The following is a 12,613-nucleotide window of genomic DNA, read 5'->3' on the forward strand; positions in this document are numbered from 1 at the left end:
TGCAATGCGGCGCGCTTTTCCGTCCAGACGGATTTTAGCAGGTGCTAATATGTTCAATGAGAAGCCCAGCAAGGGCCGTGGCCGCCGCGTCTGTTCGCGCGGCTAACGGAACATGCGAGAGGCCGCTTTCGGCTCCGCTTGCGCGTGAAGCCAACATAACGAAAAAGGGAATTGTCATGCTGATTACTTTCAAATGCCGAGCTTGTCCAGATGTGATGATGCTCGAGAATCTGGCGCAGTATCTGGTCGGCATTGTCGGCAAGCGCCTCGGTGAGCGCGGTGTGATTACGCACGCCGAAACCGGCGAAGCGATCGCCAAACTCGAAGCGGCTATCAACTTCGACAAGCAGGAACGCGCCGAACACGACGGCCATTTCCACGAAGGCGAAGAAGGCCACGAGCATCACGAGATTCCGCCGGGTCTTGCGCAACGTGCGTATCCGTTCCTCGACATGCTGCGCGCCGCCCAGAAGGAAAACGCGGACATCGTCTGGGGGCTGTAGTCGAGGCAGGTTCGCCGGGACGGCCGCGGCGACTGTCGTGGCCAGGGCGACAAACACGGCCATCGTGGCCGCGGCACTTGCTGTGACTCACGGCCTGTCGCCGTGTCCAATGTGTGTACGGCGCCAAAAAATGAGCCCGCTCGAAGCGGGCTCATTTTCTTTGCAAGCCAGAAACGCGAAAGCGGTTTACTGGCTTGCGGCTTCCGGAGCAACCGCGGGAGCTGACGCGCCCTTTTTCATTTTCTGCTTCTTCGGCTTCTTGACGTGTTTCGTCGTGGGCGGCGAATACGAACTGACCGAACTCGATGCGGCCGGAGCGGCGGTTTGTGCGAGCGCCGCCGAAGCGCCCACGGCAAACGAAACAGCGGTCAATAACAGCGCCAGCTTCTTCATATGATTTTCTCTCCGTTGACGGTTGCAATTAGATGAGCCGACGCATTCTGGTTGCGTCTGGCGGGTCAAGCCGCCTCAGTCTACAAAGCCGAAAATTACGTTGCCGCAAATATTCAGTCTTTCTCGCCGGATATAGTGGGTTTCGCGCCACGCCGGCTCGGCTCATCGATGCATTCAACGCTGCCTTGCCGGAACGGCTTATAGCAACGGCGCCAACGCGCGTTCGGCATCCGCCTTCGAGAGCGACATGCGCTGCGCGTAATCTTCCAATTGGTCCTGGCCGATCTTGCCCACCGAGAAATAAGTGCTGTCCGGATGCGCGAGATAGAAACCGGAGACGCTCGCCGCAGGCAGCATCGCGAGCGATTCCGTTACGGTCATGCCGATTTCATTCGCCTGCAGCACGTCGAACATGTCGCGCTTGACCAGATGATCCGGGCACGCCGGATAGCCGGGCGCCGGGCGAATGCCGCGATACTTTTCGGCGATGAGTTCGTCGTTCGCAAGCGTCTCGTTGCTCGCGTAGCCCCACAAGTCGCGTCGCACGCGCGCATGCAGCGCTTCGGCGAAGGCTTCGGCGAAACGATCGGCAAGCGCCTTCAGCATGATCGCGCTGTAGTCGTCGTGATCTTTCTCGAACTGCTTTTCCTTCACGTCGACGCCCAGACCCGCCGTGACCGCGAACATGCCGATGTAGTCGGCCACGCCCGAATCTTTCGGCGCGATAAAGTCGGCAAGCGAGCGGTTCGGCCGCATCACGCCGTCGACCACCGGCCGCACGCTTTGCTGCCGCAGATTGCGCCATGTCAGCGCAACTTCGCTGCGCGAATCGTCGGTATAGATTTCGATGTCGTCGTCGTTCACGGTGTTGGCCGGCAGCAGCGCAATCACGCCGTTCGCTTGGAGCCAGCGGCCCTGGATCAGGCGCGCGAGCATCGACTTGCCGTCCGAAAACACGCGCCGCGCCGATTCGCCGACGATCTCGTCGTTCAGAATCGCGGGGTAGGGACCGGCGAGATCCCACGTCTGGAAGAACGGACCCCAGTCGATATAGTTCGCGAGTTCGCTCAGATCGAAGTTCTTGAACACGCGGCGGCCGATGAACTTCGGCTTGACCGGCTGATAGCTCTTCCAGTCGATCGGCGTCTTGTTCGCGCGGGCTTCGGCGAGCGTGACCATCGGCAGCGCTTTCTTGTTCGCGTGCTGATTGCGAATGCGATCGTAGTCGGCCTTCAGTTCGTCGAGGTACTTGGCCGCGCCTTCGTCGGACAAGAGGCTCGATGCGACCGACACCGAGCGCGACGCGTCCGGCACATACACGACCGGCCCTTCGTAATGCGGCGCGATCTTCACGGCCGTATGCACGCGCGAGGTCGTTGCGCCGCCGATCAGCAACGGAATCTTCTTCACGCGGAAGTAGTCGTCGCGCTGCATTTCAGACGCAACGTAGGCCATTTCCTCGAGACTCGGCGTGATCAAGCCCGACAGTCCGATGATGTCCGCGCCTTCCACTTTCGCCCTCGCGAGAATGTCGTTGCACGGGACCATCACGCCCATGTTGACCACTTCGAAGTTATTGCACTGAAGCACCACCGACACAATGTTCTTGCCGATGTCGTGCACGTCGCCCTTCACGGTGGCGATCACGATCTTGCCCTTCGCGCGCACGTCGCCGCCCGCGGCCGCGAGCTGCTTCTTTTCTTCTTCGATGAACGGGATCAGATGCGCGACCGCCTGCTTCATCACGCGCGCCGACTTGACGACTTGCGGCAGGAACATCTTGCCCTGACCGAACAGATCGCCGACGATGTTCATGCCGTCCATCAGCGGGCCTTCGATCACATTGATCGGGCGGCCGCCTTGCGCCGCGATCTTCGCGCGCACTTCCTCAGTATCTTCGACGATGAAGTTCGTGATGCCGTGCACGAGCGCATGCGACAGACGCTTCTCGACCGGCTGATTGCGCCACTCCAGGTTTTCTTCTTTCTTCGCTGCGCCGGTTTTGTATTTGTCGGCGACTTCCAGCAGACGATCGGTGCCGTCCGCGCGGCGATTCAGCACGACGTCTTCGACGCGTTCGCGCAGTTCCGCATCCAGATCCGCATACACGCCGAGCTGGCCCGCATTCACGATGCCCATGTCCATGCCGGCCTGAATCGCGTGATACAGGAACACGGTGTGAATCGCTTCGCGCACCGGATCGTTGCCGCGGAACGAGAACGACACGTTCGACACGCCGCCGCTCACCTTCGCGTACGGCAGGTTCTGCTTGATCCAGCGCGTCGCGTTGATGAAGTCGACCGCGTAGTTGTTGTGTTCTTCGATACCCGTGGCAATCGCGAAGATGTTCGGATCGAAGATGATGTCTTCCGGCGGGAAGCCCACTTCGTTCACGAGAAAGTCATACGAGCGTTTGCAGATCTGCGTCTTGCGCTCGAACGTGTCGGCCTGGCCTTGTTCGTCGAAGGCCATCACCACGGCTGCCGCGCCGTAGCGGCGAATCAGTTTCGCGTGATGGCGGAAAGCCTCTTCGCCTTCCTTCAGCGAGATCGAGTTGACGATCGCTTTGCCCTGCACGCATTTCAGGCCCGCTTCGATCACTTCCCACTTCGACGAATCGATCATGATCGGCACGCGCGCAATGTCCGGCTCCGACGCGATCAGATTCATGAAGCGCACCATCGCCGCTTTCGAATCGAGCATCGCCTCGTCCATGTTGACGTCGATCACCTGCGCGCCGTTCTCGACCTGCTGACGCGCGACGGCAATCGCCTCGTCGAACTGGTCGTTCAGAATCATTCGCGCGAAGGCTTTCGAGCCCGTCACGTTGGTACGTTCGCCAACGTTGATGAAAAGCGTCCCGGACGTGACGTTGAACGGCTCGAGGCCGGCAAGGCGCATGGTGTGATCGGTCATGGCGTAGGTGCGAGTCGAATGCGTGCGTTAGGTGCGGCCTGGGTGCGTCTGATGCGGCTTGAGCGGCGGCTGTTTTTCGATGCCGCTCAGGCGGCGTCGCGGTATTGCGTCGGCCACTTGCGCGGCTTCACTTCGGCAAGCGCGCGGGCGATCGCAGCGATGTGCTCGGGCGTCGTGCCGCAGCAGCCGCCGGCAATATTCACGAGACCCGCTTCGGCAAATTCCTTCAGCAGGCCCGAGGTGTCAGCCGGCAATTCGTCGAAGCCCGTATCGCTCATCGGATTCGGCAAGCCCGCGTTCGGATAGCACGACACGTAGGTGTCGCACAGCTTCGCCAGTTCGGCGATGTACGGACGCATCAGCGCCGCGCCCAATGCGCAGTTCAGGCCGAACGTAAGCGGCTTCGCGTGGCGCAGCGAGTTCCAGAACGCCTCGACGGTCTGTCCCGACAGGATGCGCCCCGAGGCGTCCGTGACCGTGCCCGAAATCATGATGGGCAGACGCTCGCCGGTGTCTTCGAACAGTTCGTCGAGCGCGAACAGCGCGGCTTTGGCATTGAGCGTGTCGAAGATCGTTTCGACGAGGAACAGGTCGGCGCCGCCGTCGAGCAACGCTTTCGCCTGCTGGTAATAGGCGGCGTGCAGTTCGTCGAACGTGACATTGCGCGCGCCCGGATCGTTCACGTCAGGCGAAATGCTCGCGGTCTTCGGCGTCGGTCCGATCGCGCCGGCGACGAAGCGCGGTTTGTCGGGCGTCGAATACTTGTCGCACGCGGCGCGCGCGAGCTTCGCCGACTCCAGATTCATCTCGACTGCAAGCGCTTCCATGCCGTAGTCAGCCTGCGCGACGGTGGTCGCGCCGAACGTATTCGTTTCGATGATGTCGGCGCCCGCAGCCAGATACTGCTCGTGAATCTCGCTGATGATCTGCGGCTGCGTGATGGACAGCAGTTCGTTGTTGCCCTTGATGTCGCGTCCGTAGTCCGCAAAGCGCTCGCCGCGATAGCGTGCTTCGTCGAGCTTGTAGCGCTGGATCATCGTACCCATCGCGCCGTCCAGAATCAGGATGCGCGACTTGAGCAGCGCGGGCAGTGTCGCGCCGCGCGTGTAATCGCGCTCGGGACGGATAGGCTTGACGGTTTGGGCAGGCTGGTTCATGGCTGACGATGGCTTGGGCCGGCTTTTCTGGGACCTGTCATTGTAGCCGCAGCCGGGCTATCGCGCCGGGCGCGGCACTGGGCGGCACGTGGCAGCACTGGACGACACAGCGCGCCCGGCCGCGCGAAACGCGCTTTGCAAAAGAAAACGGTCCAGCGCGCCTTAAGCCCGCTGAACCGATTCCATTAAAACCGACCGCCTTGTGAAGCGCGCCCGTGAAGCCGGGCGGCGGCGTCGGCAAATGTCGCCAACAACGTCGAGATGCTCGCACGCCAAAAACCTTGGCGCTTCCTGCACTCCTTGCGGTTAGTGAAGAATGACCGGCTGATGCATCAGGCTGTCGAACTGGCCGAGGAATTCGTCGACCTCATCGAGCGACGGTTCCTCTTCGATCAGCTTTTGCACGCTCTCGCGAAACCGCGCCGCCATTGCACCGTCGATGTAAATCTCGCGCTGCATGTTCTTGTCGACGATCTCATAGCCACCCGATTTCATGGCCAGCGGACCTTCCTGCGGCGGAAATTCGACGACACAATAGTTGGGGCTGTTGTAGATCATTTGCATGGCGACACTCCTTATTTCCGTTGGCTCCTGGCCGTTCCTGCGCCTTACGTGGAGCTTGTGGTCTGGAATTCAAGGGGTGGGTCCGGATTGACGCATGTAAAAGTTCCGAACCTACCGGTTAGACCGGCCTTCAAGAAACGTTTCAAGCAGTGCGGCAAACCGTTGGGACTGCTCGACAGGCGCGAGATGAGCGGCGTCGAGCAATTCGAACTGCGCGCCTTCAATGGCATCTGCTATTGCCTGACTAGCAGCAGGCGCCGTGCCCGTGTCGTGGCGTCCAGCCACCACCAGGGTTGCGCAGCGAATGCTTCCCAGCTTACCCCGTACATCGAAATCGCGCAGCGCTTCGCACGCCAGGGCGTAGCCTTCCGGCAACGTGCGCACGAGCGCCTCGCGGATCGGCTCGACGGCTTCGGGATGCGCGCTGCGAAACTCAGGCGTCAGCCAGCGCTCGAGCGTGGCGGGCGCAAGCGATGCCATGCCGTCCCGGCGTGCGCTCGCAGCGCGTTGATCCCATAGCGGGCGGGCTTCCGGGAGATTGGCCGCGCTGCTGTCAGCAATAGTGAGCGTGTCCACGCGCGAAGGGTGATCGAGCGCGAACTGCTGGGCGATCATGCCGCCCATCGACATGCCCACGAGGTGCGTGCTCGGTGCACCGAGCGCATCGAGCAGTGCGGCGAGGTCGCGGGCGAGATCGGCAATCGTGAACGGCTCCTTCGACACCGCCGTCTCGCCGTGGCCGCGCACGTCGTAGCGCAGAACCGTGTAGTCGTCGCGGAAATAGCCGGCGAGTTGGTCCCAGACCGACAGATCGCCGCCGAGCTGATGAATGAACGTCAGCCACGGGCCACCACCTTCATTGCTCAGCACGTAGCGTGTCTCGATACCGTTGATGTTCACTTGCATGCAAGCTCCTTCGAGGGGAATGCAGTGGGAGAGTCCGTCGGCGCTGGTTGTTGCATGTCGCTGCCTGGCGTTTATGCGCAGCGGTCCGCCGAACGGTCGCATCAGATGATGAAGAGTCGGCGGCCAGGCGGAAGTTTCGCGGAATGTCAGAGGCACCATTCGGGTGCGGCGCTTGCCTTTGCGCGTTTAGCCGAATGGCATGTCGTTATGGCTTGATGTTGCCGGAAGTGTCGTCGGGAGCGGTCGAATCGACCGGTGCGGGTGGCGCTGGGTCGGGTGCCGCTGCGGGCGCAGCGGAAGACGAGGTATTGGCGGACCCATCCGGCGAATCGGTGCCCGCGCCGTTCTCCGCGTTCAGCTTGCCGCGCCACACCAGCTCGAATTGCGTGCCGTTCGGCTCCGTTTGCACGATCCGCGCGGGCAGCCAGCCGAGCGAAGGCGCGAGCCATACGTCGATGCGGCGCTGATCGCCCTCGCGACGCGGCAGGCGTTTGAAATGGCGCGTTTCGAGGTAGCCCTGCGCGGTGCGGATGGTTTCGTCGCCGATGGTCTCGACCGGCCAGTTCTCGCCGCTGTCGCTATCCACCACGAAGAACTGCCGCGTGACGCCCGGCTTGTACGCAGTCGGGTCGCCGCGCACGAGACTCGCCAACTGCATCACCATGCTGAAGCGGTCCTGTGCGCCGTCGGGCAGCGGCAAGGTGGCCGGCGTGCGCGTGAAGGCGATTTTCCGGTCGGCGCGGTTGAAGATTGAAATGTCTTCCGCGCGATGGCCGCGTTTTTCCACATATTGCTCCGGCGCGAGACCGAATGCGTCGATACGGCCATGACTCGAATAGACGAACGTGCCGACAAAAGGTAAGGGCACCGAAACCACCATTTCGTAGCGCTCGCCGCTGCTCGTCCAATGGATGGTGCCAGGCTGATTGCGCACGCCGTTGTAAAACGTGTCGTATTGAAGATCGCCGGACGGCGGGACAGAGAACTTTGCGCCGGGAACTGGTTGCGGCGCGGTTGCGTTTGCCGATGCACTTGCCGACGCGCCGCTCGCGGAACTCGCTGAACTCGCGGGCATCGCGTTTGCGGCGGCCGCGCTCGCCGCGGCGTCCGATGCGGCGCGCGCCGCTTGCATTGCCGCCCGTTCGGCCGATTGCATTGCTGTCAGCACATGTTCTCGCGGCTTGCTCGCGGCGGGCTTGCGCGTCGCCGGCTGCGCGGCCGGCGCGGGCGGCACGGCCGCCGGATTGCGCTCGATACGTTCGGGCTTCAGAAGCGCGACCTGCACGGGCACGTGTTCGTCATCCGAAGGATTCAGGGTTGCGCGATGACGCTCGACCCATTGCGCGGCGATCCAGTGAAGCACGCCCACGACGAGCAGCACGACGATCCATCGCCACATGCGCGAACGGGCGCGCGGCTCGTCTGGCGGCGTGACAGTGGCTTCGGCGGAACGTGCGGCGAAAGGGAAGGCCATCGGCGGAAAAATGGGCGAGCGGACGGAAAGCGGCGTGCGCTTTAGCGAGGCGTCGGACTATACCCCAGCTCGTACGACAGCTTGCGCGCGCATTCGCGCAGGGCCGTGTCGATCTCGCCGCCCCAGCTAATGTCGAACGCGCCTTCGTGACCGAGCGCGACGAGGCCGAGCGCGAGTTCGCCGGTCGAGTCGAACACCGGCATGCAGAACGCGTGGATGGTCGGCAGCAGCATGCCTTCGACGCGCGCCGCTTCGTGCTCGCGCACTTCCGCGAGCGCGCGTTCGACTTCCTCGCGCGTGCGCGGCACGCCGATATGCGACGAGCGGCGCGTGTCGGCCAACTCACGCTCGAGCATCGCGGCGGTTTTGCCTGTGGGCAGATAGGCCGCGAACAGCAAGCCGGTCGCGGAACTGAGAAGCGGCATCACGTCGCCGAGCTTGAGCGACGCTTTTGCCGGATGACTCGACTCCATCCAGTGGACCATGGTCGGCCCCTGGTTGCCCCACACGGCGATGCCGACCGTCAGGTCCAGGCGGTCGCGCAATTCGGCGAGCGCGATACGCGCGAGCTTCACGCCGTCGACGCGCGCCAGCCGCGCGAGTCCGAGTTGCAACGCGAAGCCGCCGAGTTCATAGCGCCCCGACAACGGATCCTGCGCGACGACGCCGAGCCGCAAAAAGCTCACCAGATAGCGGTGCGCTTTCGCCGGACTCATGCCCGCGCGCTGCGCGAGGTCGCGCAGCATCATCGCGCGCGGCTCGTGAGTGAGCACGTCGAGCAGCCTGAAGCCGACTTCGATCGACTGGATTCCCGAGCGCAGTTTTTCTTCGCCGGCGTCGGCGGTATCGTCGTCGGTGTCGGGCGCTTCCGATGCGTCGAGCGGTTCGGCAGCGGCGTCAGCATCGTGAGCAATGGCGCCGGAGCGGGCAGTGTGCGGCATGAGCAAAAGGCGCTAAGCGCGTTCAAAAGCAATGTAGGAAGAACCGGCTGCGGCGCGCATGCAATGCGCCTCTTGCCGGCCAGGGCGCGCCGGACTTGGGCGGCGCCGATTCACCATCGTAGAATAGATTCCCCTTATCGTCACTAACACGGTTCATTCCTCCATGAAACTTGCCACGCTGAAGGACGGCACGCGCGACGGCCAACTGATTGTCGTGTCCCGCGATCTGCATACCGCTGCCGTTGCCGACGCGATCGCGCCCACGTTGCAGCGCGTGCTCGACGACTGGGCCTTCTACGCGCCGCAATTGCTCGACCTGTACGACGCGCTCAATCAGGGCCGCGCGCGCAACACGTTTTCGTTCGACGCGAGCGACTGCATGGCGCCGCTGCCGCGCGCGTTCCAATGGGCCGACGGCTCCGCGTATGTGAATCATGTCGAACTCGTGCGGCGCGCGCGCGGCGCGGAAATGCCGCCGGAATTCTGGACCGATCCGCTGATGTACCAGGGCGGCAGCGACGATTTCATCGGCCCGAAAGACGACGTCGTGTGCGCGTCCGAAGCGTTCGGCATCGACTTCGAGGCGGAAGTTGCCGTCATCACGAGCGACGTGCCGATGGGCGCCACGCCCGACCAGGCGCTCAGAAGCGTGCGCCTCATCACGCTCGTCAACGACGTCTCGCTGCGCAATCTGATTCCCGCCGAACTCGCGAAGGGCTTTGGCTTTTTCCAGAGCAAGCCGGCCACGTCGTTTGCGCCCGTTGCGGTCACGCCCGACGAACTCGGCGAGCATTGGCGCGAAGGCGGCGTGCATCGGCCGATGATCGTCCATTGGAACGGCAAGAAAGTCGGCCAGCCGGATGCCGGTACTGACATGGTGTTTCACTTCGGCCAACTGATCGCACACGCGGCGAAAACGCGCAATTTGCGCGCGGGCGCGATTGTCGGCTCGGGCACGGTGTCGAACAAGGACGCGAAGCGCGGCTATTGTTGTATCGCCGAAAAGCGCTGTCTCGAGACCATCGAGCACGGCGCGCCGCAGACCGAGTTCATGAAGTACGGCGACACGGTGAAAATCGAAATGTTCGACGAAGCGGGCAAGTCGATTTTCGGGTCCATCGAGCAGAGCATCGCACCGCTTGACTGACGCGGCACGCGCGCCGGTCCGAAAGGGTTTCGCCCGATGCCGCTGCCATCGCGCGCCGCTACACTGACTGGCGCAGCGGCATCGGCGGATGATTAGAACGAAGCAGAACAAAAACTCATGTGAGGAGACACCATGCGGCGAGCTGGATCGTTGGAAGCGGGGATGGCGGGCGCTTGCGGGCAGCCTGCGCGTGCGGGCATAGGGCGCGAGTTCGCGGAGCGGTTCGCGCAGCAGGTTGCGCGACAGGAGAAGCGGTTTGCCTGGTTTCTGCGCTTGATGCCTCTTGTGCGTCGCCCGGCGATTTTGTTCGCGATGTTTGCCGCACTGTCGCCTGCCGTCGCGCTTGCTCAGGTCAAGATCGGGCTCGTGCTGTCGCTGACAGGACCGGCCGCGTCGCTCGGCATTCCCGCGCGCGACACGGCGAGCTTGCTGCCTAAACAGATCGGCGGGCAGAGCGTCGAATACATCGTGCTCGACGATGCCTCTGACACCACGCAGGCCGTGCAGGACACGAAGAAGCTGATCTCCGAAAATCACGTCGACGCGATTATCGGTTCTTCGATCACGCCGAATTCGCTCGCGATGATCGACGTGGTCGCCGACGGAACGACGCCGATGATCTCGCTGGCGTCGTCGGCGAAAATCATCGAGCCCGTGGATGCGAAGCGCCACTGGGTATTCAAGACCCCGCAAACGGACGCGATGATGGCCTCGGCGATTGCCGAGCACGCGAGCACGCGCGGCGTTAAAACGGTCGCGTTCATCGGCCAGGCGGACGCGCTCGGCGAGACTTTTTACAACGAAGTCGCGAAGTTCGCGCAACTGCATCACATGCAGATGGTGGCGAGCGAGCGCTTTAACCGCACCGATCCGAGCGTGACCGGCCAGGTGCTGAAAATCCTCGCGACGCATCCCGATGCCGTCGTGGTCGGCGCGGCCGGCACACCCGCCGCACTGCCGCCGAAGACGCTGCGCGAGCGCGGCTACAAAGGGCTGATCTATCACAATCACGGCGTGGGCAACAACGACTTCCTGCGCGTGTGCGGCGCCGATTGCAACGGCACGTTCCTGCCCGCGAGCCCGGTGCTGGTGGCGGCGCAATTGCCGGCGGATCATCCGGCGAAGCGTCTTGCACTCGATTACATCGCGCGTTTCGAGGCGCTGCGTGGCGCAGGCACGGTGTCGGCGTTCGGCTCCTACACCTGGGACGCGGGCATGCTGCTCAATCATGCCGTGCCGATCGCATTGAAGGCGGCCTCGCCGGGCACGCCCGAATTCCGCCGCGCGTTGCGCGACGCGCTCGAAACCACGCGCGGTCTCGCAGACACCAACGGCGTCGTCAACATGAGCCCCACGGACCACCTCGGTCTCGATCAACGCGCACGCGTGATGGTCGAAATCAGGAACGGCAAGTGGGTTTATCAGCCGCGTTAGCGTTAAATCGACTCACGACGCGCGCCACGCGCGCCTTTACCGACACACGGATCGATCGCCATGTCAGAGCAAGCTCACAGCAACGACGCGTTTTACGCACACTACCGGTCGCTTCGACTGCGTCGCCATCAGCACGGCGTGCTCGAGGTGGTGATGAGCGGCGAGGGCGCGAACAAAAGCGCGCTCGCCACCGCGGACGCGCGCATGCATTACGAGCTTGCGGAAATCTGGCGCGACATCGACCGCGATCCCGACACGCGCGTCGCGATTATTCGCGGCGAGGGCAAGGGCTTTTCGGCGGGCGGCGATCTGCAACTCGTCGAAGACATGGCGACCGATTTCGATGTGCGCGCACGCGTGTGGCGCGAGGCTCGCGACCTCGTCTATAACGTGATCAACTGCAGCAAACCGATTGTCTCGGCGATGCATGGTCCGGCGGTCGGTGCGGGACTTGTCGCCGGGTTGCTCGCGGATATTTCGATCGCGTCGAAAACGGCGCGCATCATCGACGGGCACACGCGGCTCGGTGTCGCTGCCGGCGACCATGCGGCGATTGTCTGGCCGCTTTTGTGCGGCATGGCGAAGGCCAAGTACTACCTGATGCTGTGCGAGCCGGTGAGCGGCGCGGAGGCGGAGCGCATCGGCCTCGTCTCGCTTGCCGTCGACGAAAACGATCTGCTGCCCAAAGCGTTCGAGGTCGCGCAAAAGCTCGCGCACGGCTCGCAGACGGCGATCCGCTGGACCAAGTATGCGTTGAACAACTGGCTGCGCTCGGCCGGCCCGGCGTTCGATACGTCGCTTGCGTTGGAGTTCATGGGCTTCGCAGGGCCCGACGTGCGCGAAGGCGTGAACTCGCTGCGCGAGCGGCGCGCGCCGGATTTCGGCGGCGCAGATCCGTGGCGCGAGCGGTGAGGGCGGTGAGGGCGGCGGCTCGTTCTGACGGCTCGTGCGCCTGATGCGCACCATGAGAGCCGTGGCGTGATTGGGTAGAGGCGGCGCATGGTGAGTACGCTGTGAGCCGCGGCCCGATCTGGCGGCATCAGCGCGTCGCGAGTACGGCGACAGCCACGGTGCGATCAGGCAACGCCGCGCGCGGTATGATCGGATTCAGATGCGTGTGCGCGGTACTCAGCGCGTTTGTGCGCTCTTTGTTCCGTGTTTTTTCAGTTAATGCAGCG

The 12,613-nt window shown here is 63.3% G+C and carries 11 protein-coding genes; 4 read left to right on the forward strand and 7 right to left on the reverse strand.

Annotated features, from left to right (window positions below):
- The first annotated feature begins 176 nt into the window (after window positions 1-176).
- Window positions 177-503: a DUF1840 domain-containing protein gene (locus CUJ91_RS01355; RefSeq protein WP_006048142.1), complete on the forward strand. Its 327-nt coding sequence runs from the start codon at window positions 177-179 to the stop codon at window positions 501-503.
- A gap of 186 nt (window positions 504-689) precedes the next feature.
- Here the strand turns inward: CUJ91_RS01355 and CUJ91_RS34665 are convergent, their stop codons facing one another.
- From CUJ91_RS34665 to CUJ91_RS01390, 7 genes are all read right to left on the reverse strand, one after another.
- Window positions 690-896 carry a hypothetical protein gene (locus CUJ91_RS34665; RefSeq protein WP_006048141.1) on the reverse strand — a complete coding sequence of 69 codons (207 nt, stop codon included), beginning with the start codon at window positions 894-896 and terminating at the stop codon, window positions 690-692.
- A 198-nt stretch (window positions 897-1,094) separates the two neighbouring features.
- Window positions 1,095-3,812 carry a methionine synthase gene (gene metH, locus CUJ91_RS01365; RefSeq protein ID WP_082366928.1) on the reverse strand — a complete coding sequence of 906 codons (2,718 nt, stop codon included), beginning with the start codon at window positions 3,810-3,812 and terminating at the stop codon, window positions 1,095-1,097.
- Window positions 3,813-3,898: 86 nt separating this feature from the next.
- Window positions 3,899-4,969, reverse strand: coding sequence for a homocysteine S-methyltransferase family protein (locus tag CUJ91_RS01370; protein ID WP_006048138.1), 1,071 nt, complete (start codon window positions 4,967-4,969; stop codon window positions 3,899-3,901).
- 306 nt (window positions 4,970-5,275) lie between these two features.
- The gene (locus CUJ91_RS01375; RefSeq protein ID WP_006048137.1) at window positions 5,276-5,533 is read right to left on the reverse strand and encodes a BTH_I0359 family protein; all 258 of its coding nucleotides are present in this window, start codon (window positions 5,531-5,533) and stop codon (window positions 5,276-5,278) included.
- A 111-nt stretch (window positions 5,534-5,644) separates the two neighbouring features.
- Complete coding sequence (locus CUJ91_RS01380; RefSeq protein WP_114155735.1) at window positions 5,645-6,439, reverse strand: alpha/beta fold hydrolase; 795 nt, start codon at window positions 6,437-6,439, stop codon at window positions 5,645-5,647.
- 205 nt (window positions 6,440-6,644) lie between these two features.
- Window positions 6,645-7,913, reverse strand: coding sequence for a DUF3108 domain-containing protein (locus CUJ91_RS01385; RefSeq protein ID WP_114155736.1), 1,269 nt, complete (start codon window positions 7,911-7,913; stop codon window positions 6,645-6,647).
- 41 nt (window positions 7,914-7,954) lie between these two features.
- Complete coding sequence (locus tag CUJ91_RS01390; protein ID WP_006048134.1) at window positions 7,955-8,854, reverse strand: IclR family transcriptional regulator; 900 nt, start codon at window positions 8,852-8,854, stop codon at window positions 7,955-7,957.
- Between the two features lie 163 nt (window positions 8,855-9,017).
- Here CUJ91_RS01390 and CUJ91_RS01400 point away from each other — a divergent pair, with 163 nt between their 5' ends.
- The 3 genes from CUJ91_RS01400 (at window position 9,018) to CUJ91_RS01410 (ending at window position 12,347) form a co-directional block, all read left to right on the forward strand.
- Window positions 9,018-10,001, forward strand: coding sequence for a fumarylacetoacetate hydrolase family protein (locus tag CUJ91_RS01400; RefSeq protein WP_114155737.1), 984 nt, complete (start codon window positions 9,018-9,020; stop codon window positions 9,999-10,001).
- A 132-nt stretch (window positions 10,002-10,133) separates the two neighbouring features.
- Complete coding sequence (locus CUJ91_RS01405) at window positions 10,134-11,435, forward strand: ABC transporter substrate-binding protein (protein WP_029969610.1); 1,302 nt, start codon at window positions 10,134-10,136, stop codon at window positions 11,433-11,435.
- Window positions 11,436-11,495: 60 nt separating this feature from the next.
- Window positions 11,496-12,347: an enoyl-CoA hydratase/isomerase family protein gene (locus CUJ91_RS01410; protein ID WP_006048131.1), complete on the forward strand. Its 852-nt coding sequence runs from the start codon at window positions 11,496-11,498 to the stop codon at window positions 12,345-12,347.
- The last annotated feature ends 266 nt before the right edge of the window (window positions 12,348-12,613 follow it).

The sequence above is a fragment of the Paraburkholderia graminis genome, from assembly GCF_003330785.1.
GTDB classification, from domain to species: Bacteria; Pseudomonadota; Gammaproteobacteria; order Burkholderiales; family Burkholderiaceae; genus Paraburkholderia; species Paraburkholderia graminis.